Source organism: Ruegeria sp. AK4 (assembly GCF_056541025.1).
In genome coordinates this window covers 1-20,260 of the sequence record NZ_JBQFXS010000008.1, presented here as the reverse complement: position 1 = coordinate 20,260, position 20,260 = coordinate 1, and the positions used below count along the sequence as shown (strand labels likewise).

Here is a 20,260-nt window from a genome sequence, read left to right as displayed (position 1 = left end):
TAAGCTGTGGCGCATGAAACGAATTGCTCTTGTCTTAGCGCTGTGTGCGGCACCTGCGATGGCCGATGTCTACGGCCCGAATGGCAAGGTTCAGGACTGTTATTGCACCGACAAAGCCGGCAGCCGCGTGGAACTGGGCGAGATGATCTGCCTGCAGGTCGATGGCCGCATGTTCATGGCGCAATGCCAGATGTCGCTGAACGTGCCCATGTGGCGCGAGGTGCAGGAGGGGTGTTTGTCGTCAGGATTACAGTCCGAGTGGCCCGAGCCGGGTGTGACCGCCCCTGCCCCTGACGCAACCTAACCTTTCAAAAGTCTTCCCACGTGCTGAGCTTGTGCCTTTTGCGCGCGCGCCGGATCGTTATTTCCTCGGCAAGGGTAAAGAAAACGCCAAAAGCCAGCGAATACAGAACAAACCGCAGGATCAGACAGTTTGGCGGCAAGACAGCAATGTACATAGCCAACCCCCAGATGCCACCGAACAGCAATGGACCCACGGTGAGCCGAGCGGCTTTGCTGCGATAATATTTGGGTCTGGGTTTGAAACCCGCTTTCCGAAGATGACCTAGATATGGGGCGGGATAACCGCGCTCTTGCAAACCAGCATATTCCAACTCGGCCGTGGCGCGTCGGTACTTTTCTTCATAGTCGTTCATATTACCCATGTGGGTATTTCGATCTATGATTTCAACCTATTAGAGATTTTCCAACCACCCATCCACCCGCGCCCTGTTCACTCCGAAATCCTTGCGGCCAAACCGCAACCGGCCATGGATGCGCAGGGTGTCGCCGTCCTGTTGCGCGGTGGTGTAGTCCGGAAACCCAATGACTTTGGTGCGGGAGACATAAGTGATCATCCCATCCTCAACCGATCCGGCCAGCACGGTGGTTCGCGACGCTGCGCGGGCGATGGCATCAAATTCTGCCAGCCCGTTCGGCCCAGTCTCAACCACCCGCACCACGCCGGTTGGCATGTCCCGGTTTGCATCTCCGACCGGCGCGACGTGCCAGCGATCAGGATCAGAGGGGGTCAGACGAATATACGCCCCCAACAGAACAACCACTCCGACAATCAGCAAAAGCAGCACTTTTTTCATCCCTGTCCCGTCCCTTGTGCCCCAACCTATTTGCAAAGCGCACCGAGGCAAGCCGCCCTACCGTGACGTCACTCCGGGCAGGATGCACAGCAACTCGAACAACAGGTTCGCCGCCATAAGCGCCGTGTTGCCGGATGGGTCGTAAGGCGGAGAGACCTCGACCAGATCACAGCCCACGACGTTCGCCCCACCCAGCGCATGGATCAGTTGCAGCGCCTGCGGTGTGGTCAGACCGGCAATCTCGGGCGTGCCGGTGCCGGGGGCGAAAGACGGGTCCAGACTGTCGATGTCGTAGGTGATGTAGAGGGGATGATCGCCGACCTCTTTCCGGATCATCGTGCCGATGCCGGTCAGGTTCTGCTGCCACAGCTCCCAGGCCGGGAACTGTTTGAAGCCCCAGCCCTTTGCCTCGGTAAAGTCGCTTGCAGCGTATCCCGAGCCCCGGATGCCGATCTGATAGGTCTTTTCGGGAACGATCAGCCCCTCTTCGTAGGCGCGGCGCAGGATGGTGCCGTGGGTCTCGCGCTCGCCGAACATCTCGTCGTTCACGTCCGAATGGGCATCGACATGAACCAGCGCGACGGGGCCATGTTTGGCCGCCACCGCCCGCAGGATCGGCAGGGTGATCGAGTGATCGCCCCCCATCGCCACAGGGGTCACGTCCTGCGCCAGAATACCGTCATAGCTTTCGCGGATGATCTTCAGGCTCTCGGACAGCGAAAACGTATTGATCGCCAGATCACCGATATCGGCAATCTGCAGACTGTCAAACGGCGCGGCGGAATTGGCCATGTTATAGGGCCGGATCATCGCGCTTTCGGCGCGGATCTGCTTGGGGCCGAACCGCGTGCCCGACCGCCACGAGGTGCCGATATCCATCGGTATCCCCAGCACTGCCACGTTCAGCCCCGCCAACGACGCCGCCTGAGGCAGCCGCATGAACGTATTCGGCCCGGAAAACCGCGCCAGATCATTGCCGCTGATGGGTTGGTTAAACTCGGTCATGCCCCTATGCCTCCTGTCCGGTCTTTTGGTTAACCTGATAGCGGAAGGATGGCTAACCAAAGGTTAAGGCCTCAGCTTGTTCCACCCCAGCAGACAAATAATCTGCGTCGCAACATGCGCCCCGGCAATCGCCGTCGCGCCCGAGGTGTCAAAGGGCGGAGAGACCTCGACCACGTCGCCGCCCTTGATATTGATCCCGGCAATGTCGCGCAGAATGATCTGTGTCTGGATCGAGGTCAGCCCGCCCCAGACCGGCGTGCCTGTCCCCGGCGCAAAGGCCGGGTCCAGCCCGTCGATGTCAAAGCTCAGATAGACCGGGCTGTCACCCAGAATGCCCCTGATCTTCTGCGCCACGGCGGCGGGGCCGGCTTCGTAGACCTCGCGCGCGTCGATGATATTGACGCCCAGCGTATCCTCGTTCGTGGTGCGGATGCCCACCTGAACCGAGCGCTTCGGGTCCACGATCCCCGATTTCACCGCCTTGTAGAACATCGTCCCGTGATCGACGCGGGACATGTCGTCATCGGCCCAAGTGTCGGTATGGGCATCGAATTGCAGCAGCGATATCGGCCCGTATTTCTCGGCATAGGCCTTCAGGATCGGAAAGCTGATATAGTGATCCCCGCCCAAAGCGACCGAGGCGACATCGGCGGCCAGAATGGTTCGGATATGATCGGTCAGCGTGTCGGGGAAGGCCGGGATGTTGGCATAGTCATAGGCCATGTCGCCGTAATCGACGATTGCCAGTTCGCTCAGCGCATCAAACGGCCAGCCGTAGGGCGCATCGGGTGATTGCAAAGAGCTGGCCTCGCGGATGGCACGTGGTCCCAGACGGGTGCCGGGGCGGTTGGTGACGGCCTGATCGAACGGCACCCCGGTGACCGCTATGTCGACGCCTGCAAGGTCCTTGGTGTAAAGCCGCCGCAGGAACGAGGTCGCCCCGCCGAACGTATTCTCATAGGACAAGCCTTTGAGGTCCGGGTTGGTGAACGCCTCATCCACCTGATTTTTCGCATCTTCCAATGCCATCTTGTCTTTGGTCCTCTTCCTGCTCAGCCCACCGGCTGCGCCTTTTCCACGATCCGGGCAAAGAACGAGGCCCCGATCGGTGAGATTTCATCGTTGAAATTGTATTTGGGGTGATGCGGGCTTGGCCCTTCGCCCTGCCCCAGAAACAGGTAAGCTCCGGGCCGGGCCTGCAGCATGTACGAGAAATCCTCGGCCCCCATCTCGCGCCCGGTATGGTCGACCACCCTGTCTGCCCCGGCCACATCGCGCGCCACCTCGGCAGCAAATCCGGCCTTGTCGGCATCGTTGATGGTGGCCGGGTAATTCCGTTCGTATTCCAGCCGCGCTTCGACCCCGTACGAGGTCGCCTGCCCCTGCACGATCTGCTCCATCCGCTCCATCACCATCTTCTGCACGGCCGGATCAAAAGTCCGCACCGTGCCGTTGATGTAAGCGGTGTCGGGGATCACGTTGTTCACCGTCCCGGTGTGAATCTGCGTCACCGACACAACCAGATCGTCCAGCGCATAGTGATTGCGGCTGACAATCGTCTGGATCGCCTGCGCGATACCGCAGGCCGCCATCACCGGATCGCGGGTTTCATGCGGCATGGCCCCGTGGCCGCCGCGGCCCTGAATATGCACTTCGAACGTATCGACAGCGGCCATGATCGGCCCCGGCGTTGTGTGGAACGATCCCAGATCGAAACCCGGCGCGTTGTGCAGCGCAAAGACCTGAGAAATGTTGAACCGGTCCATGATCCCTTCATCGACCATCACGCCGGCCCCGCCGCCCTCTTCCTCGGCGGGCTGAAAGATCAGCGCGACGCGGCCCGCGAAATTGCGCGTCTCGGCCAGATAGCGCGCGGCGCCCAGCAGCATCGTGGTATGCCCGTCATGGCCGCAGGCATGCATCTTGCCGGGGTATTTCGAGGCATAGGGCACGCCGGTTTCTTCGGGGATCGGCAGCGCATCCATATCGGCGCGCAGGCCAATTGTCGGCCCCTCACCCTGTCCGTTGATGATCGCGACGATCCCGGTCTTGGCGATCCCCTCGTGCAGCTCATCCACGCCGAACTCGCGCAGCCGGTCCGCCACAAAGGCCGCGGTTTCATGGCATTCGAACTCCAGTTCCGGGATCGTATGCAGGTGCTGGCGCCACGTGGCCATATCGGCGGCGAAATCGGCAATTCGGTTCACGACGGGCATATGGGGTGGACTCCTGATCCAAGCTGCGGGATGGATGCATCAGACACCGGAACAAGGGGCTTCGCAATGGCTGAAAATCCGCTGATCCACGACTCGGATGCTGGGATCGAGCGTCTGCTGGAAATCATGCGCCGGTTGCGCGATCCCAAGACGGGCTGCCCCTGGGATATCGAACAGGATTTCGGCACCATCGCCCCCTACACGATCGAAGAAGCCTATGAGGTCGCAGACGCCATCGAACGGCAGGCTTATGACGAGCTGAAGGGCGAATTGGGCGACCTGCTGTTCCAATCCGTGTTCCACGCCCAGATGGCCGACGAGGCCGGGCATTTCACCTTTCAGGATGTGGTGCGCACCATGTCCGACAAGATGGTCGCGCGGCACCCGCATGTGTTCGGCGACGAATCCCGCGAGAAATCGGCGGAACAGCAGACGGTTGACTGGGAAACCATCAAAGCGGCAGAGCGTGCGGGCAAGGAACAGAAAGGCGCTTTGGACGGTGTCGCCGCCAACCTGCCCGCCCTGCTACGTGCCCATAAATTGCAGAAACGTGCCGCCCGTGTGGGGTTCGACTGGCCCGATGCCAGCCATGTGCTGGCCAAGATCACCGAGGAAGCCGCCGAACTGGAAGAGGCCCGCAACAGCAAGGATGCAGACGCGCTCGAGGACGAGTTTGGCGACCTGCTGTTCGTCATGGTCAATCTTGGCCGCCATCTGGGCATCGAACCCGAGGCCGCCCTGCGCCGCACCAACGCCAAGTTCACCCGCCGCTTTGAACAGGTCGAGGCGCGGCTGGCTGCGCGGGGCAAACTGCCGACGGACAGCACGCTGGAGGAAATGGATGCCCTCTGGGACGAGGTCAAAATCGAAGAACACCGCGCCAACGGCAAACTCCCGCCCGCCCGGGTCAACAGCGCGCGGGGCGGTGCTTAAAACGGCTGGACAAGTGCTGCGACACTTGCGAGTGTCCGCGCTTCAAGACCCCGGAGGCAGAGCATGGCACCCCGCAAGATCATCATCGACACCGACCCCGGACAGGACGACGCCGTCGCGATCCTGCTGGCGCTGGCCAGCCCCGAAGAGATCGAGGTGCTGGGCATCACCGCCGTCGCCGGAAACGTGCCGCTGGAGCTGACCGCCAAGAACGCGCGCATTGTCTGTGAACTGGCCGATCATGCGCATATCCCTGTCTATGCCGGATGCGACCGTCCGCTGAACCGCCCTTTGGTGACCGCGGAACATGTGCATGGCAAAACCGGGCTGGACGGCCCCGTCCTGCCCGACCCTCAGATGCCGCTGGCCGAAGGGCACGCGGTGGACTTCATCATCGACACGCTGCGCGCGCAGGAACCGGGGACCGTGACGCTGTGCCCGCTGGGGCCGCTGACCAATATCGCGACCGCCTTTCAGAAAGCGCCCGATATCGTTGACCGGGTTCAGGAAATCGTCCTGATGGGCGGGGCGTATTTCGAGGTCGGGAACATCACCCCGGCGGCGGAATTCAACATCTACGTCGATCCGGAAGCCGCTGATATCGTGTTTAAATCCGGCGCTCATATCGTGGTCATGCCACTGGATGTCACCCATGATGCGCTGGTCACGCCACATCGCAACGACGCATTCCGCGCTCTGGGGTCCAAGGTCGGCCATGCCGTTGCCGAGATGACCGATTTCTTTGAACGCTTCGACAAAGAAAAATATGGCTCGGAAGGCGCGCCACTTCACGATCCCTGCGTGACCGCCTACCTGATCTGCCCCGAACTGTTCTCGGGCCGCCACATCAATGTCGAGATCGAAACCCAGTCAGAATTGACCCTGGGCATGACAGTGGCCGACTGGTGGCGGGTCACGGACCGCGCGCCCAATGCCATGTTTATGGGCGACGTGGACGCCCAGGGCTTTTTCGACCTGCTAACAGAAAGGCTGGCCCGACTATGAGCGCCGCCCTCCGCCTTGCCCGCCCCGAAGATCTGGACCGCCTGATGGCGCTGGTGTCGGCCTTTCACGCTGAACAGGGTATCGAACAGGATGCGGACCAGCGCCGCGATGCTTTGCTGCCGCTGCTCGAGGGCATCACCCACGGCTGCGTCTATCTGATCGGTCCGGGCCGTGCGCCGCTTGGCTATATCATCCTGACCTTCGGCTGGTCGGTCGAATTCGGAGGGATGGACGGCTTCATCGACGAAATCTACATCCGCCCCGCCGTTCGTGGCCGCGGGATCGCGACCGAAGTATTGCTGGATCTCCCCAAAGCGCTGGCCGAAGCCGGCCTGACTGCCCTGCATCTGGAAGTGGACCGCAAGAACGAGTCCGCGCAAAAGCTGTATCTGCGTACCGGTTTCAAACCCCGTGACCGGTATATGCTGATGAGCCGGAAGCTCTGATAGCGTCACGGGCGGGGCACGCCCCGCCGGATTGCCATCGGATCAGCGGGATTCCCCACGGAAAATCATCGACTGATTATAGCTCATTTCATGGACGGGATCGTCCGCCGACACCTGTTGTCCGCTGATCGGGTACGTGCCGGGTGCGGAGCATGCCGCCAGAAAAACAGTGGCGATAACTGATGCTACGAGAATGAATTTCGAACCAGTCATGTTGTTCCCCTTTTCTGTAATACAGTCAGGATAGGAAACAGTGCGCTTTCGCTAATAGGTAAAAGTTCACACAAAAGTTAGATAAAATCTTCTGCTGCAAGGGTTATTCGCGATTTTCGGCTGAAAAACAAAGGCTAACGGAAACAATTTATTTTTACCTCTTCCTCGCGGGCACTGCGATTTCCGCGCAAAAATTCCCCCAGAAGTGACAGGACCGCGAAAACTTCCCGCAAAGCGTGAGCGTATTTTCCCGGCCCGCCCAAAACAAACGCCGGGCCGCTTTGCAGCGATCCGGCGTTCTGGATTCCAACTTGGTCCGCCGACTAGTCCGGGGACCACAGCACCACTCAGCGCTTCAGGATCGAAGCCCCGGCGTATTCGGCGACCTCGCCCAGCGACTCCTCGATGCGGATCAGCTGGTTGTACTTGGCCAACCGGTCCGACCGCGCCAGTGAACCGGTTTTGATCTGACCGCAATTGGTCGCCACGGCCAGATCGGCGATGGTGGCATCCTCGGTCTCGCCCGAGCGGTGGGACATGACGTTGGTGTACCGCGCGCGGTGGGCCATATCGACGGCGCGCAGGGTTTCGGTCAGCGATCCGATCTGGTTCACCTTGACCAACATCGAGTTGGCGCAGCCGCGCTCGATGCCTTCGGCCAGACGTTCCGGGTTGGTCACGAACAGGTCGTCGCCCACCAGTTGCACCTGTCCGCCGATGGCGTCGGTCAGCGCCTTCCAGCCGTCCCAGTCATCCTCGGACATGCCGTCTTCGATCGAGATGATCGGATAGTCGTTGACCAAAGCGGCCAGATAGGCTGCGTTTTCTTCCGAGGTCAGGGTGATGCCCTCACCAGCCAGAACGTATTTGCCGTCCTTGAAATACTCGGTGGCCGCGCAATCCAGAGCCAGGTGGATTTCTTCACCCGGTTTGTAGCCTGCTTTTTCGATGGACTTCAGGATGAAATCCAGCGCCTCGCGGGTACTGGCGATGTTGGGGGCAAAGCCGCCCTCGTCGCCCACACCGGTCGCCAGACCGGCGGCGGACAGTTCTTTTTTCAGCGTGTGGAATACCTCGGAGCCCATGCGCACCGCCTCGCGGATATTCGCGGCCGAGGTCGGCATGATCATGAATTCCTGAATGTCGATCGGGTTGTCGGCGTGTTCACCACCATTGATGATGTTCATCATCGGCACCGGCAGCACCCGGGCCGAAGTGCCGCCGACATAGCGATACAGCGGCTGCGTGGTGAAATCCGCCGCCGCCTTGGCGGTGGCCAGCGAAACGCCCAGAATGGCGTTGGCGCCAAGACGGCCCTTGTTCTCGGTTCCGTCCAGCTCGATCATCGCCTGATCGATGGCCACCTGCTCGGTCGCGTCAAAGCCCACCAGTTCCTCGGCAATCTCGCCGTTCACGGCTGCGACGGCCTCAAGCACGCCCTTGCCCAGATAGCGCGCCTTGTCGCCATCGCGCTTTTCCACCGCCTCATAGGCCCCGGTCGAAGCACCCGAGGGAACGGCGGCGCGGCCCATGGTGCCGTCTTCCAGAATGACATCCACCTCGACGGTGGGGTTGCCCCGGCTATCCAGAATTTCGCGTGCATGGATGTCGATGATCGTGCTCATGAGGCCCGTCCCTGTGGCTGACTTGGTTGCACGCCTCATAGCATTACCGGGTAAAAAGTAAACCATTTCCGTTATCGCTAACAACGACAGAGGCCGGTGTTTGCGCCAACCTGCGACGATCCGTCAGACCGTAACGGTCAATTCGCGCGCCAGCCTGCGTTCGCGGATAAAGGTGTACATGCCCGATCCGATGATCAGCGCCGATCCCGCAAAGGTCAGAAGATCGGGCCGTTCGCCGAACACCATCATCCCGGCGATGATCGAAAACAGCAGCCGCGTGTACCGGAACGGGATCACGACCGAAGCCTCGCCCACCCGCATCGCCAGGATGATACCGTAATAGCCAAACACCCCGAACGACAGCGCCCCGGCATAAAGCCACAGGTGCCCCGGCAACAGCGGCGAGACCGAGCCCGGTGTCGTGATCATCAGACCCGCGCCCACAACAGCCAGCGCCAGATAGGCCTGCATCGCCACCACAGACGAGGCGACGCTGTGGTCAATCTTGCGGGTGATCAGGTCGCGCGCCGCCACGGCGACAACGGCGACAACGACATAGAGCGTATCCGCGTCAAATGCCTCGAGCCCCGGGCGGATGATCATCAGTACGCCGACAAAGCCGACACCGATGGCGCTCCAGCGGCGCCAGCCGACCTGCTCGCCCAGAAACAGGGCCGCGCCCGTCGTGGCCACCAGCGGCATGGCCTGAAACACCGCCGCAACGGTGGACAGATCGACCAGAGACAGGGACGTGACGAAAGCCACCGAGGCGGTCGCCTCGGCTACTGTACGAAACAACGGCAACGGACCCCAGGCACGGGCCGAGAAAATGCGTTTGCGGGTGACAAGCGACATGGTCAGGAAGATGCACATCGTGACCAGCCCCAGCACCAGCAGGATCTGCCCCGTCGATACCGTGACCGACAGTTCTTTGACAAAGACGTCCTCGATCGTGAAAGCGGCCATTGCGGCAATGACCAGCAGGATGCCGTTAACGTTGTTCATGTCGTGGTCCACAAAAAACGGCGGATGAATTCCCGCCTTGCCGGCACAACACCCCAGGCATGGGGTCTGTGGCAAGTATTATCCGGCCGAAATGGATGATTTCCTGTGATCCCGGCGATCCGGGGCCGTTATGGGTCAGTCCCGCTTGAGCGGTACCCCGTACAGTTCAAGCCGGTGGCCTTTCAGCTGATAGCCCAGCTTTTCCGCAATCTTTTCCTGCAGCGCTTCGATCTCGGGGTCGACAAATTCGATCACCTTGCCCGACTGCATGTCGATCAGATGGTCATGGTGATCCCGCTCGGCATCTTCATAGCGTGCGCGCCCGTCGCCGAACTCCAGACGTTCGAGAATCCCGGCCTCTTCGAACAGTTTCACCGTGCGGTATACGGTAGCAATCGAAATTCCCGAATCCATGGCCGAGGCGCGCCCGTACAGTTCTTCGACATCGGGATGGTCCTCGCTCTGCTCCAGAACCTGCGCAATGGTCCGCCGCTGGCCTGTCATGCGCAGCCCTTTGGCTTCGCAACGCGCGATGATCGAATCCGTCATGATGCCCCTCAGGAACTACTCGGGTTTCTGTCTTAGTATGTCTGCGCGTCCAGCGCCACAGGGATTCGGTTCAAACCGGGCGGGATTCAGGCGCTGCGCCGCAAATCCGCCCAGACCGGAAGATGGTCCGAGGCGATATGCGCCGGGCGGTCTTCGTGTACGCCATGGGCCAGGGCCTCGACCCCCTGACCCAGCGCGATCCGGTCCAGCGCGCCCAATGGCTGCGCCGCCGGAAAGCTGGGTTTCGGTGGCAAAAACCGCATCTCGGGCGCAAGGTTGTCCAGCACCGGCTGGCGCGACCATTCGTTGAAATCGCCGGCCCAGACCGTCGGCATCCTGTCCAGAGCCGAATCGCACCGCCTGAGATGCGAAATCTGCTGGCGCCGCGACGCCGGGATCAGCCCGAGATGCAGCCCCATCACCCGCAACGGCCCGATCTGAGTGTCAAATTCGACCCGCACCGCACCACGCGGCTCCAGCCCCGGCAGGTCGTGATGCGCCGTCTGACGCACCGAGATCCCCTCGCCCCGCCAGATCACCGCGTTGCCGTGCCACCCCAGACTGCCCGCGCCGCCCAGATCGACGATCTGCCACCCGGCCTCATCCAGCATGAAATGCGGCAGTGCCGCTGGCCGGGGCGGCAGGCGTTTGTCGGCCTCCTGCAGCACCACGATGTCGGCCTGCATCTTGTCCAGCACCTGCAGGATGCGCTGCGGCTGACGGCGGAAATCCAACCCGACGCATTTCTGGATATTGTAGCTGGCAAGGCGCAGGGTGCGGGAACTGGTCATGGGCATCCGGTTTAACAATCAAGTGCAAGGGTGCCAAACTCGACGCCATACGCAACCGGATTTTGCAACACTTTGCCTTTTCGATGACCGCGCATCGGGAACTTCACCCTATGCACACAGAAACGACATAAAACCATGTACAGATCGGTATGCACCGTTAAACTGCACCAAAAAAAGGGGATGCAGGGTTGGACGTTAATTCCAGGTTCGCGACGATGGTCATCGCCGATATTTCGGGAAGCACACCGCTGTACAAGGCGGTGGGCGATGATGAGGCGCAGCGGCTGCTTCAGCTTGAAATCGACCGGCTGCGGACGGTCATGCTGGAGTTCGGCGGCATACCGGTTGGCCAGAAAGGCGACGATGTCCTCAGCTATTTCGACGACCCGGATGCGGCGGTCTATGCGACCCTGCAGATGATCGAGCGCCCGGTCGAAGCGCCGGTGTCCGTTCATGTTGGTGTGCATAGCGGGCCGATCGTTGTTGCCGAGCGGGGTATCTATGGCGAGGCCGTCAACGTCACCGCCCGCCTGTCCACCGCCGCCAACCCGCGCGAGGCCTGTATCAGCGACGATGTGGCCTCGATGCTGTCTCCGAAACTTCGGCAGCTTCTCAAACCGCTCGGCGGGCTCACCCTGAAAGGGCTGAGCGAGCCGGTTACGGCATATTCGCTGGTCAACTCTGTACTGGACCCGTCAACGCAAACCCGCCTGCCGCTGGATTTCGGCAGGACCGAAAGCAACCTGCAGACCGGGGATACCCTGACTTTGATTCTCAGCTACAAGGATCGGGCCTGGCGGTGCCGGGGCGATGGTGAGTTCAAACTGGGCAGGTCGTCCGACTGCGACGTGGTGTTGCCGCAGCCATGGGTTTCAAGGCTGCACGCCGTTCTGAGCATGAAAAATGGCAAGCTGTTTCTGACGGATCGCAGCACCTCGGGCACCTATGTCAAATCGGAAGGCGGGCAGGAAATTCAGTTGAAACGCGAAACGATCATGCTGACCGGCGGCGGCTTGATTTCGCCCACCCTGCCCATCGAACAGTCCGAGGCCTGCCTGCGGTTCGACATAATCGGCCGCCCTCAGGTTCCGCAGAACGTCGCCTGAACCACCTCATTCGCCGCCGGGGGCCGCGTCAGGTCGGTCTGGTCCGGTTGATCCTCGTAAGGGTTCGCGAGCACCGTGTTCAATCGGTGGAACGGTCCGTAGTCGCCGGTGACAGCAGCGGTGATCATCTGTTCGATCCGGTGATTGCGCGGGATGTAGGCCGGGTTGGCTAAGGCCATGACCCGGTGCGGGTCAGCCTCGCGCTGAAGCCGGGCCTGCCAGCCCTCTGACCAGCTGTCAAAAGCGCCGGGATCGGTGAACTGGTCCCGCGCTTTGCCGCCGCCCAGCGCCCGGAACGTATTGGTGAAATCGGCCTGATTCTGCGCCATGCGGGTCAGCAGGTCCGAGATCATCGCAAGGTCGCCATCTTCGGGCGCTGAAAGACCGATCTTCGCGCGGAACCGTATCAGCCAGTTCTGCTGCAGCAGGTCTGGCATCGCGTGGATGACCTCGGTGGCTTCCTCGACTGCGGCCTCTTTATCCTCGTATTGCTGGATCAGCGCTGTCGCCAGTTGGGCGAGGTTCCATACGGCGATGTCCGGCTGGTTGGAATAGGCATAGCGCCCCATCTGGTCGATCGAACTGTAGACCGTATTGGGATGGTAGCTGTCCATAAAGGCACAAGGCCCATAGTCGATGGTTTCCCCGGCAATCGAGCAATTGTCGGTGTTCATCACCCCGTGAATAAAGCCAACGCTCATCCACCCGGCGATCAGCCGCGCCTGCGCATCCCGCACCGCACGCAGCAGACCCATCGGGCCTTTGGCCTCGGGGTAATGGCGGGCGATGGCGTAGTCGGTCAGGCGCCGCAAGCTGTCCAACTGCCCGCGCGCCGCGAAGACCTGAAACGTGCCCACACGCAGGTGGCTTTGCGCCACACGGGTCAGAACCGCGCCGGGCATCGGGCCTTCGCGCAGAACCACCTCACCCGTTTCAACGGCGGCCAGTGCGCGGGTGGTCGGGATGCCCAGCGCATGCGTGGCCTCGGACACTACGTATTCCCTCAGAACCGGCCCCAGCCAGGCCCGCCCGTCCCCTTGCCGCGAGAACGGCGTGGGGCCGGAACCTTTAAGCTGAATGTCACGGCGGATACCGTCGGTCCCGATGGTCTCGCCCAACAAAACGGCGCGTCCGTCGCCAAGCTGCGGGTTATAGTGACCGAATTGATGCCCGGAATAGAGCTGCGCCAGCGGCTCGGCCCCTTCGGGCAGGGTGTTCCCGGCAAAGGCCTCGGCCATTTCCTGCACGTCACCGGGCGAGACCCGCAACAGCCGCGCGAGGTCGTCATTGAACGCGATCATCTGCGGCGCGCGCACCGGAACAGGGGCTTGCCGTGCAAAGAACCCGTCCGGCAGGCGGGCGTAGGAGTTATCAAAAGGGATCGTCAGGGTCATGTCGCAAACATATGCCCCCTGCGCATGATTGCCATAGCGGATCGCGCGCTTGCGTGCATAATCGCCCTGAACCACGAGGCCCCCATGACCGCTGACCAGATCATCGACCACCTGAACCTGCAACAACACCCCGAAGGTGGCTGGTTCAAAGAGACCTGGCGCGCCGACAATCCGGGCCGCGCCACCGGGACCTGTATCTATTTCCTGCTCAAGGCCGAAGAAAACAGCCATTGGCATCGGGTCGATGCGACCGAGATTTGGTTGTATCACGCTGGTGCGCCGTTGGTCCTGTCGCTGAGCGAATCCGACACAGGGCCTGCCAGCGACCACCTGCTGACGCCCGACCTGTCCCAAGGCGCGCCGCAAGTGATCGTGCCCAAAGGTCATTGGCAGGCTGCGCATAGTACCGGCGACTATACTCTGGTAAGCTGCACCGTCTCACCGGGGTTTGAGTTCGAAGGCTTCGAACTGGCCGCCCCGGATTTCGATATCCCGAAGGGTTAAAAGATGGATCACCGCGCCCTGATCGCCGCAATTCCGCCCGAAGCAAAAGATCGTCTGCAAAAACGGTCCGATGCAGCAGGTCTGAAGCATCTGGCGCTGTATTTCGGGGCGCTCGCCGTGACCAGCACCGGGATCGCCGCGCAAATCCCGCTGTGGCCGCTGCTGATCCTGCCGCAGGGGATTTTGTTCGTCTTCCTGTTCACGCTCAGCCACGAATGCACCCACAAGACGCCGTTCAGAACCGAATGGCTGAATGACACGGTTGGGCATCTGGTCTCGGTGCCCATCGCCCTGCCCTTTACGTGGTTCCGGTATTTCCATCTGGCGCATCACAAATGGACCAATCATCCGCAGAAAGACCCCGAGTTGGACGGCAAACCGCGCCCCGACAGTTGGCGCAGCCTGATCGTTTACCTCAGCGGATGGCCTTACTGGTCCGGCATGGCGCAGACCCTTCTGCGCAACGCCGCCGGAAAGATTGACGCGCCCTACCTGCCCGCCCGCCAGCATCGCGCCATCCGGGCCGAGGCGCGGGTTCTTCTGGCGCTCTATGCCCTCGCAGCGCTCAGCCTGTTTTATACGTCCGTCTTGTTCTGGCTGTGGCTGCTGCCCGTGCTGATCGGCCAGCCCTTTCTGCGCCTCTACCTGCTGGCAGAGCACGGGCTGTGCCCGCCCGTCGCCAACATGCTGGAAAACTCGCGCACCACCTTCACCAACCGGATCGTTCGGTTCGTGGCGTGGAATATGCCCTATCATGCGGAACACCATGCGTTCCCTAACGTGCCGTTCCACCAACTGCCCGCCTTCCATGGCTGGACGCAGGCGCATCTGAAATCCACTTCGGACGGCTATACCGAATTTGCGGCCGACTACGCGCGCACCTTGAAGACCTGAGACCCGCGTTATTCCTTACGCTCTTTCGCACGCAGAATCGCGGTCAGAAGCGGAACCAACAGGGCCGGCAGAGACCCCAGAGGGTTCGCACCGATGCTTTTGACCGCCTGAACAACCTCACGTGCCTCAACCGCCAGTTCTTCCAGCTCATCCTCGATATCGGCGATGGCCATGTCGCGAACCTCGACCGCCGGGGCGATCTCATCCTCGACATTCGTGCGTTTTGCAAACAGCACAAGCAGCACGGCCAGCAGCAGGTTGGCCAGCGACAGAACAGCGGCGGAGGCCCCCGAGGACATCCATGTTTTCAGCATAAAGAACAGCGCGACATCCAACAGAACCAGACCTGCAAGGGCCGAGATTCCCGCCAGGACCATCAGAATGGTCTGCTGTTGCATGACGGCAAAACGGCGGCGCGTGATCAGGCGTTCGGTGCGATAGATCGTTGTCAGGTTTTTGCTGAGTCTGTTCATGTCCCGTATCCTAACTGCGCGCGCGGCCAACGACATATCCAAGGGTAAAGGCAATCAGCAAAGCGGTGATCGGGTACTGCTTCTGCAGCCTGCCGAATTCTTCGACCACATCCTCGCCCAGCGCTTCGGCCTTTTTTAGGTCTATGCCGTGCTCTTCCAACAGTTTCCGAATCTCGTCCGCCGTTTTCAAAGGCGGCGAGGCTTCGGGCCTCGGAGGTTCCTCAGCCTTTGCCTCCAACGTCGCGTTGCGCGCGCGAAGCGCGTTCAGCTCAGCTTCCAGTTCCGCCTTGGTCGCCATCAATACCCACCTTCAATATGCCCGGATCAGACCGCGCCCTAACCCTTGCACATCATTGCGGTTTTTTGAACTGCTGTTCTGTGGCGGTTCCTGCAAAGCGGTTCAGACAGCGCGATCCATCGACACTGCGCTGACAACCCCGCCGCCCACTAAAGCCCGCACACCAGTCGTTCCGGGGCACGAGGTCGGCAGCCCGCGCGCCACGCGCACAGCGAGATAGGCAAAGGCTTGGGCTTCCAGCATGTCGCCGTCCAGACCAACCGTCTCGACCGGTTCGACCGGGCAGTCCAACGCGGCCCGCAGCATCTCCATCAGCACCGGGTTATGACGCCCGCCGCCTGTCACCAGCAGCCGCGCGGGCGGCTTGGGGCAATGCTCCATCCCCTGCACCACCCCGGCGGCACACATGCCGGTCAGCGTGGCGACAGCATCGGCATCGCTGAGTTCCTGCACCAGCCCGATCATCTCGGCAAAGTCGTTGCGGTCCAGCGACTTCGGCGGCATGCGGGCAAAGAACGGCTCGGCCAGGAACAGTTCCAGCGCGCCGGTCTCGACCGTCCCTCCGCGCGCAACCGCACCGTCGCGATCCATCGGCAGGCCCAGCCGCACCTGCATCAGATCATCGACCGGCGCATTGGCTGGGCCGGTGTCGAAAGCCAGCAGTGCCCCCGGCATCTCGGGCCCGTCAAAGGACGGGTCCACATAGGTCAGGTTGCCGACACCGCCGAGGTTCAGAAAGCACAAGGGTTCCTCTGCCCCGATCCACTTGGCGCAGGCAAAATGGAAGAACGGCGCAAGCGGCGCGCCCTCGCCCCCCATTTTCACATCGTCGCTGCGAAAGTCCCAGACCACCGGCAGGCCCAGCGCCTGCGCCAGACCAAAGCCATCGCCCACCTGCAGTGTCCCCCGCCCGCGCGGCTCATGCGCAAGGGTCTGGCCGTGAAAGCCGATCAGGTCGACATCTTCGAATTCCGACAGCGCCTCGGCATGGGCCAGCGTCACCAGTTCCGCCGCCGCATCGACCTGCGGCCCGCTCCACTGTCCAAGCGCGGCGCGCAGTTGGGCACGCTCGGCCTCAGAATAGGCGCGATAGCCGCTTTCGCCGAACCCGAATATCCGGTGCCCGTCGGTTTCCACCACGGCGGTATCCACCCCGTCCAGCGAAGTCCCCGACATCGCGCCCAGCGCCCGGATCGCCTTGTTCGTCTTGATGGCCAGGCCCACGCCTCTCTCCTGCTTGGTGATGTGGATTTTCGCAGGGGCTTTACACCCTTGGGTTGCGACCCGATCAAACTGCAACCTATCCGCGGCCCATGGCAAGGGCCTTGCGCCGCATCCTTCCGCTTTTTTCGCCGCCTGCGCCCCGGGATCAACACCAAAGCCCCAATCCCATTGCAGAAAATCGATATCTGAGCCAGCATTGAGGGAAAGCGGGACACCAATACAGTCGTGCGAAGAGAAAGAATGGGACAACCCGAGACGTCAAAGCAAACGCGAACGGTTGAAAACCGGAACTACCAGTTGATCTTCTGGTCGGGGGCGCTATCGACCATCGGGTCGCAACTGGTCAACCCGCGTCTGGTGCTGCCGTTCCTGTACCTCGCCCTGGGTGCGCCTACGTTTATCGCGGGTCTGCTGCTGCCTTGCGTGACCGGTGCCCGCCTGATTGCCGAGATTTTTGTTTCACCCTTCATCAACCGTGTCACGCGGGCGAAGCTGGCCGTCTACATACCCAACATCCTGACCGGGGTGATCCTGTCCATCGTGGCGCTTTTTGCGACCAACCTGCCGCAGGTTTTGGTCGTTCTTCTTTTCCTGACCACGGCGGCCATCATGGGCCTGTGTCAGGGGCTGTCCAGTCTCGGCACCAGCCAGATTTATGGCGTCTCGGTGCCGGATGCCAAGCGCAACCGGATGGTGTTTGCGCAGGCCACCATCTCGGGCACTTTGGCGATTGTCGTTGTCTGGGTGACGAAAGACCTTCTGGTTTCGGAAGAACCCATGCAGCGTCATATCGTCGTCATGTGGTGCGGCGTTGTCGCCATGTTCGCCGCCGGGATCAGCTTTGCCGGTGTGCGCATCTTCGAGGAAGACCAGCCGCCCAACCCTGCTGCCGCCGCCAAACCCAAACCGCTGGCCGAACTGGCGACAGGCTTCAAGACCGGCATGGGCTATCCCTGGTACCGCAAGTTCCTGTTCACCCGGCTGCTGTTCGTATCGGTCGAACTTGCAATGCCCTTCTACACCATCCACGCCGCCACCTATCACGTGGGCACGAAGCACTCGCTGAGCTACTTCGTGATCGGAGCCAGCGCAGGCGTCGTGATCGGCTCGATCATCTGGGGCTGGCTCAGCGGGCGGATTTCCGTGAAGCCGGTGATGTGGCTGGGATGCCTGATCTCGACCCTGTCGGCGGTGTTGGCGCTGGCATTCACCTTTATGGGCTATGCGCAGAACGTCTGGCTGTATGCGGCGGTGATCCTGCTGTTGTCGCTGGGCGGCAACGGCGTAATCTATGGTCGCTACCTGTATGTCATCGAAATGACCAACGAGAACGAGCGCCCCTATCTCGTCGCCCTCGGGGATGTCACCGCCGGCCTGGTCGGCATCGCCTTTGCAGCAGTTCTGGGGGCCGTGGCACATCTGCACGACCCGGTCACGCCGATCTTCGTGCTGGCGGCGTTGAACCTGATTGCGATGGTGTTTGCCTTCCGCCTGCCGCCGACCAAAAGCTGAGCTCTGCACGTTAAAACGGGCAAATGCACCTTTTACTTGGCATTGCACGGCCCTATACGTTGCCGCGCAACATTAACCCAAAGGGCACGATATGACCTACCACCCCAAATCGGATTTCATCGCCACGATGATACGATTTGGCACGGTCGTTCGCTTCGCTCCTGGGGGTCAAATCGTGCCTTGAGTCTTTCAGCTCATTGAAAAAAGGGCTGAATCTCCATGGAACACTCGAAAAAACTTAAGCTCGGCAAGATCACCGAGAAAACGCTTCGCAATATTCCCTTACCCGAAAAAGGGGAGCTGACTTACACCAAAACTTACACCAGAGGTTTGACCATCCGAGTCAGGTGTAGCGGGTCCAAGGTATTTTATGCACGGCTGTGGAACCCAAGAACGAAGAAAGTTCTAAGACGCAAGTTGGGCGAATGGCCTAACATGTCTTGTTCTCTGGCAATCAAAGCATTGGACAAGCTGAGGCGTGAGCAAGAAGAAAACAAATAGGTCAAAAACGAAATACATCTGACACTGGCTCAAGCCTTTGAGTACTACCAACGCAAGAAGTCACAAGAAGGCAAGTCAACATCGTTCCTTCAACAGATTGATCAAGCTTGGAGATGCGTCCCAACTGACTTGAGGGCAATGCTGCTTGATCAGGTGCCTTTGTACCGCCTAGCCGATCTCGTGGTTGCGATTGCGACAGAAAGAAAGGGAACCGCGTTTCATGTGAGAAGGCTGCTTAAGGCGATATACAAGATTGCACTCATCAATGAGTGGTGCACCAAAGACAGAACCCTAACAATCGAACCTATTACTATGCAGCCCAAGAGGCTATTGGTTGACAACGACCAAATTTCGAAAGTTCTGAACGTAGCAAGGGAACACAGCAACAAACACAAGGTTTGCGCCCTCCTTTTGTGTGCTGCTACGGGACAACGGGGATCAGAGATTATGAAGCTTCGTTGGGAAAATATCCAAAAAGATTCAATTGTCTTTCCAGCAGAAATTCGAAAGCAACGAACAGAACACGTTGTGTGGCTGAATGATCTGGCTCGTGAGGCCCTATCCTATCTTCGTGGGGGTAAAGGCCCGATTTTTCCAATGGCGCACCACAATTGGCTTTCAGACTTTGGAAAAGTTCAGGGGCGCAAAGCCAAAGTTAAAGGCTTCGGCGTTCATCAACTCAGAAAGGCGGTTATCTCAAACCTTTTGTCACAAGGGTTTCCTGTTCACGTGGTTCAACAAGTGTCCGGACACAAGGACGCTTCAATACTAATGAAACACTACGCCATCAGTACCGAGGCGCAGACAAGGGAAGCTACGCAAAGGATAGGTTTTGGAGTTGGCAAACAACAACAAAAGAACCTCAAAGACTAACTTGAATTGGTCTAGTTGAATCCGGTTGCATTGGAATTTTCAGTCTCCTTAAAGGCCATTGCGCCAGTGAGAATCCCAATCAGAATATACACTGACAGAAACTTTATGTCGAAATCACCGAACTCCACCCTAAGCCAACCTGAGTCAACGGCAAAGGAAATCATCTGGCGTAACGCTATTAAGCCTAAGCCCGTCAATGCCCATAATTTTAGCAAACTTCGGAACATATATGCCCGATCCCGCGCACGAACAAACAGCCATGCGAATACCCAAAGAATCGCACATACTGGAAACCACAAATACCAGGGCACCAACCAACCTATGCCCATAGTAATGGCACATGCCGCTGTCAGAAAATTTGGAATGCCTATGGTTGGTTTGCTCAAAGCCCTGAGTAAATTTTGCAAAAAGTTAGACGTGAAGGGCTTAGTTTGGGCCGAAGATGTCGTTTGTATTGAGCGACGATCCACTAGTTCCACCAGCTCACCCACTAGGTACCCTCGCTTAGGGTCAGGACCCATTGATTTCTGTATGTCGGCGTGATTCACCGGTCGAAAATCGAGCGGTGATATGAGCGATCTATATTGGTTGGATGA

25 protein-coding genes are annotated in these 20,260 nt (G+C 60.1%); 10 read left to right on the top strand and 15 right to left on the bottom strand.

Annotated elements, in window-relative coordinates:
• Positions 1-13 precede the first annotated feature (13 nt).
• Positions 14-304, top strand: a complete 291-nt coding sequence (locus tag ACR0EZ_RS15265; RefSeq protein ID WP_480614549.1) for a hypothetical protein — start codon at positions 14-16, stop codon at positions 302-304.
• A 4-nt stretch (positions 305-308) separates the two neighbouring features.
• Here the strand turns inward: ACR0EZ_RS15265 and ACR0EZ_RS15260 are convergent, their stop codons facing one another.
• From ACR0EZ_RS15260 to ACR0EZ_RS15240, 5 genes are all read right to left on the bottom strand, one after another.
• The gene (locus ACR0EZ_RS15260) at positions 309-656 is read right to left on the bottom strand and encodes a DUF6404 family protein (RefSeq protein WP_480614547.1); all 348 of its coding nucleotides are present in this window, start codon (positions 654-656) and stop codon (positions 309-311) included.
• A gap of 39 nt (positions 657-695) precedes the next feature.
• A complete protein-coding gene (locus ACR0EZ_RS15255; RefSeq protein WP_480614544.1) occupies positions 696-1,097 on the bottom strand; it encodes a DUF1499 domain-containing protein in 402 nt (133 codons plus the stop codon).
• 57 nt (positions 1,098-1,154) lie between these two features.
• Entirely contained in the window at positions 1,155-2,102 is a 948-nt protein-coding gene (gene speB, locus ACR0EZ_RS15250; RefSeq protein ID WP_480614542.1) for an agmatinase, read from the bottom strand.
• A gap of 63 nt (positions 2,103-2,165) precedes the next feature.
• Positions 2,166-3,131, bottom strand: coding sequence for an agmatinase (gene speB / locus ACR0EZ_RS15245; protein ID WP_480614539.1), 966 nt, complete (start codon positions 3,129-3,131; stop codon positions 2,166-2,168).
• 23 nt (positions 3,132-3,154) lie between these two features.
• Positions 3,155-4,318: a M20 aminoacylase family protein gene (locus ACR0EZ_RS15240; RefSeq protein WP_480614536.1), complete on the bottom strand. Its 1,164-nt coding sequence runs from the start codon at positions 4,316-4,318 to the stop codon at positions 3,155-3,157.
• A 66-nt stretch (positions 4,319-4,384) separates the two neighbouring features.
• Between ACR0EZ_RS15240 and mazG the strand changes: the two genes are divergently transcribed.
• The 3 genes from mazG (at position 4,385) to ACR0EZ_RS15225 (ending at position 6,702) form a co-directional block, all read left to right on the top strand.
• Positions 4,385-5,251 (top strand): nucleoside triphosphate pyrophosphohydrolase, encoded by an 867-nt coding sequence (gene mazG / locus ACR0EZ_RS15235; protein WP_480614534.1) that lies wholly within the window; start codon positions 4,385-4,387, stop codon positions 5,249-5,251.
• A gap of 63 nt (positions 5,252-5,314) precedes the next feature.
• Entirely contained in the window at positions 5,315-6,256 is a 942-nt protein-coding gene (locus ACR0EZ_RS15230; protein ID WP_480614531.1) for a nucleoside hydrolase, read from the top strand.
• Positions 6,253-6,702 (top strand): GNAT family N-acetyltransferase, encoded by a 450-nt coding sequence (locus tag ACR0EZ_RS15225; protein ID WP_480614530.1) that lies wholly within the window; start codon positions 6,253-6,255, stop codon positions 6,700-6,702. Before ACR0EZ_RS15230 ends, ACR0EZ_RS15225 begins: the two co-directional genes overlap by 4 nt.
• A 42-nt stretch (positions 6,703-6,744) precedes the next feature.
• Here ACR0EZ_RS15225 and ACR0EZ_RS15220 read toward each other — a convergent pair whose 3' ends face one another.
• From ACR0EZ_RS15220 to ACR0EZ_RS15200, 5 genes are all read right to left on the bottom strand, one after another.
• Positions 6,745-6,915 (bottom strand): hypothetical protein, encoded by a 171-nt coding sequence (locus tag ACR0EZ_RS15220; RefSeq protein WP_480614527.1) that lies wholly within the window; start codon positions 6,913-6,915, stop codon positions 6,745-6,747.
• A 347-nt stretch (positions 6,916-7,262) separates the two neighbouring features.
• Positions 7,263-8,540, bottom strand: a complete 1,278-nt coding sequence (gene eno, locus ACR0EZ_RS15215; RefSeq protein ID WP_480614525.1) for a phosphopyruvate hydratase — start codon at positions 8,538-8,540, stop codon at positions 7,263-7,265.
• Between the two features lie 123 nt (positions 8,541-8,663).
• Positions 8,664-9,545 carry a DMT family transporter gene (locus tag ACR0EZ_RS15210; RefSeq protein WP_480614522.1) on the bottom strand — a complete coding sequence of 294 codons (882 nt, stop codon included), beginning with the start codon at positions 9,543-9,545 and terminating at the stop codon, positions 8,664-8,666.
• 135 nt (positions 9,546-9,680) lie between these two features.
• A complete protein-coding gene (locus tag ACR0EZ_RS15205; RefSeq protein WP_480614519.1) occupies positions 9,681-10,094 on the bottom strand; it encodes a Fur family transcriptional regulator in 414 nt (137 codons plus the stop codon).
• Between the two features lie 86 nt (positions 10,095-10,180).
• Entirely contained in the window at positions 10,181-10,885 is a 705-nt protein-coding gene (locus tag ACR0EZ_RS15200) for an endonuclease/exonuclease/phosphatase family protein (protein WP_480614516.1), read from the bottom strand.
• A 188-nt stretch (positions 10,886-11,073) separates the two neighbouring features.
• Between ACR0EZ_RS15200 and ACR0EZ_RS15195 the strand changes: the two genes are divergently transcribed.
• Positions 11,074-11,991, top strand: a complete 918-nt coding sequence (locus ACR0EZ_RS15195) for an adenylate/guanylate cyclase domain-containing protein (protein WP_480614513.1) — start codon at positions 11,074-11,076, stop codon at positions 11,989-11,991.
• On the opposite strand, the gene ACR0EZ_RS15190 is transcribed toward ACR0EZ_RS15195, so the two are convergent.
• The gene (locus ACR0EZ_RS15190) at positions 11,967-13,385 is read right to left on the bottom strand and encodes a protein adenylyltransferase SelO (protein ID WP_480614954.1); all 1,419 of its coding nucleotides are present in this window, start codon (positions 13,383-13,385) and stop codon (positions 11,967-11,969) included. The genes ACR0EZ_RS15195 and ACR0EZ_RS15190 overlap by 25 nt on opposite strands.
• A gap of 84 nt (positions 13,386-13,469) precedes the next feature.
• Between ACR0EZ_RS15190 and ACR0EZ_RS15185 the strand changes: the two genes are divergently transcribed.
• Positions 13,470-13,889 (top strand): cupin domain-containing protein, encoded by a 420-nt coding sequence (locus ACR0EZ_RS15185; RefSeq protein WP_480614510.1) that lies wholly within the window; start codon positions 13,470-13,472, stop codon positions 13,887-13,889.
• A 3-nt stretch (positions 13,890-13,892) separates the two neighbouring features.
• Positions 13,893-14,783 carry a fatty acid desaturase gene (locus ACR0EZ_RS15180; RefSeq protein WP_480614507.1) on the top strand — a complete coding sequence of 297 codons (891 nt, stop codon included), beginning with the start codon at positions 13,893-13,895 and terminating at the stop codon, positions 14,781-14,783.
• An 8-nt stretch (positions 14,784-14,791) separates the two neighbouring features.
• Here the strand turns inward: ACR0EZ_RS15180 and ACR0EZ_RS15175 are convergent, their stop codons facing one another.
• The 3 genes from ACR0EZ_RS15175 to ACR0EZ_RS15165 form a co-directional block, all read right to left on the bottom strand.
• Positions 14,792-15,256 carry a hypothetical protein gene (locus ACR0EZ_RS15175; protein ID WP_480614505.1) on the bottom strand — a complete coding sequence of 155 codons (465 nt, stop codon included), beginning with the start codon at positions 15,254-15,256 and terminating at the stop codon, positions 14,792-14,794.
• A 10-nt stretch (positions 15,257-15,266) separates the two neighbouring features.
• Positions 15,267-15,554 carry a hypothetical protein gene (locus tag ACR0EZ_RS15170; RefSeq protein WP_480614502.1) on the bottom strand — a complete coding sequence of 96 codons (288 nt, stop codon included), beginning with the start codon at positions 15,552-15,554 and terminating at the stop codon, positions 15,267-15,269.
• 102 nt (positions 15,555-15,656) lie between these two features.
• Positions 15,657-16,730, bottom strand: coding sequence for an anhydro-N-acetylmuramic acid kinase (locus ACR0EZ_RS15165; RefSeq protein ID WP_480614952.1), 1,074 nt, complete (start codon positions 16,728-16,730; stop codon positions 15,657-15,659).
• Positions 16,731-17,018: 288 nt separating this feature from the next.
• On the opposite strand from ACR0EZ_RS15165, the gene ACR0EZ_RS15160 reads away from it, so the two are divergent.
• From ACR0EZ_RS15160 to ACR0EZ_RS15150, 3 genes are all read left to right on the top strand, one after another.
• A complete protein-coding gene (locus ACR0EZ_RS15160; RefSeq protein ID WP_480614499.1) occupies positions 17,019-18,290 on the top strand; it encodes an MFS transporter in 1,272 nt (423 codons plus the stop codon).
• Positions 18,291-18,509: 219 nt separating this feature from the next.
• Positions 18,510-18,791 (top strand): integrase arm-type DNA-binding domain-containing protein, encoded by a 282-nt coding sequence (locus ACR0EZ_RS15155; RefSeq protein ID WP_480614496.1) that lies wholly within the window; start codon positions 18,510-18,512, stop codon positions 18,789-18,791.
• 138 nt (positions 18,792-18,929) lie between these two features.
• Positions 18,930-19,664 (top strand): tyrosine-type recombinase/integrase, encoded by a 735-nt coding sequence (locus tag ACR0EZ_RS15150; protein WP_480614493.1) that lies wholly within the window; start codon positions 18,930-18,932, stop codon positions 19,662-19,664.
• A gap of 11 nt (positions 19,665-19,675) precedes the next feature.
• Here ACR0EZ_RS15150 and ACR0EZ_RS15145 read toward each other — a convergent pair.
• Positions 19,676-20,260 (bottom strand): hypothetical protein (locus ACR0EZ_RS15145; protein ID WP_480614491.1); only part of this gene is annotated, 585 nt, incomplete at its 5' end.

Coding starts and splice junctions, on each gene's coding strand:
- eno (WP_480614525.1), bottom strand. CDS start 8,540: ATGAGCACGATCATCGACATCCATGCACGCGAAATTCTGGATAGCCGG.
- ACR0EZ_RS15160 (WP_480614499.1), top strand. CDS start 17,019: ATGGGACAACCCGAGACGTCAAAGCAAACGCGAACGGTTGAAAACCGG.
- ACR0EZ_RS15185 (WP_480614510.1), top strand. CDS start 13,470: ATGACCGCTGACCAGATCATCGACCACCTGAACCTGCAACAACACCCC.
- ACR0EZ_RS15190 (WP_480614954.1), bottom strand. CDS start 13,385: ATGACCCTGACGATCCCTTTTGATAACTCCTACGCCCGCCTGCCGGAC.
- speB (WP_480614542.1), bottom strand. CDS start 2,102: ATGACCGAGTTTAACCAACCCATCAGCGGCAATGATCTGGCGCGGTTT.
- ACR0EZ_RS15225 (WP_480614530.1), top strand. CDS start 6,253: ATGAGCGCCGCCCTCCGCCTTGCCCGCCCCGAAGATCTGGACCGCCTG.
- ACR0EZ_RS15200 (WP_480614516.1), bottom strand. CDS start 10,885: ATGACCAGTTCCCGCACCCTGCGCCTTGCCAGCTACAATATCCAGAAA.
- ACR0EZ_RS15170 (WP_480614502.1), bottom strand. CDS start 15,554: ATGGCGACCAAGGCGGAACTGGAAGCTGAGCTGAACGCGCTTCGCGCG.
- ACR0EZ_RS15240 (WP_480614536.1), bottom strand. CDS start 4,318: ATGCCCGTCGTGAACCGAATTGCCGATTTCGCCGCCGATATGGCCACG.
- ACR0EZ_RS15265 (WP_480614549.1), top strand. CDS start 14: ATGAAACGAATTGCTCTTGTCTTAGCGCTGTGTGCGGCACCTGCGATG.
- ACR0EZ_RS15220 (WP_480614527.1), bottom strand. CDS start 6,915: ATGACTGGTTCGAAATTCATTCTCGTAGCATCAGTTATCGCCACTGTT.
- mazG (WP_480614534.1), top strand. CDS start 4,385: ATGGCTGAAAATCCGCTGATCCACGACTCGGATGCTGGGATCGAGCGT.
- ACR0EZ_RS15150 (WP_480614493.1), top strand. CDS start 18,930: ATGCTGCTTGATCAGGTGCCTTTGTACCGCCTAGCCGATCTCGTGGTT.
- ACR0EZ_RS15205 (WP_480614519.1), bottom strand. CDS start 10,094: ATGACGGATTCGATCATCGCGCGTTGCGAAGCCAAAGGGCTGCGCATG.
- ACR0EZ_RS15230 (WP_480614531.1), top strand. CDS start 5,315: ATGGCACCCCGCAAGATCATCATCGACACCGACCCCGGACAGGACGAC.
- ACR0EZ_RS15255 (WP_480614544.1), bottom strand. CDS start 1,097: ATGAAAAAAGTGCTGCTTTTGCTGATTGTCGGAGTGGTTGTTCTGTTG.
- ACR0EZ_RS15165 (WP_480614952.1), bottom strand. CDS start 16,730: ATGTCGGGGACTTCGCTGGACGGGGTGGATACCGCCGTGGTGGAAACC.
- ACR0EZ_RS15175 (WP_480614505.1), bottom strand. CDS start 15,256: ATGAACAGACTCAGCAAAAACCTGACAACGATCTATCGCACCGAACGC.
- ACR0EZ_RS15260 (WP_480614547.1), bottom strand. CDS start 656: ATGAACGACTATGAAGAAAAGTACCGACGCGCCACGGCCGAGTTGGAA.
- ACR0EZ_RS15180 (WP_480614507.1), top strand. CDS start 13,893: ATGGATCACCGCGCCCTGATCGCCGCAATTCCGCCCGAAGCAAAAGAT.
- ACR0EZ_RS15210 (WP_480614522.1), bottom strand. CDS start 9,545: ATGAACAACGTTAACGGCATCCTGCTGGTCATTGCCGCAATGGCCGCT.
- speB (WP_480614539.1), bottom strand. CDS start 3,131: ATGGCATTGGAAGATGCGAAAAATCAGGTGGATGAGGCGTTCACCAAC.
- ACR0EZ_RS15155 (WP_480614496.1), top strand. CDS start 18,510: ATGGAACACTCGAAAAAACTTAAGCTCGGCAAGATCACCGAGAAAACG.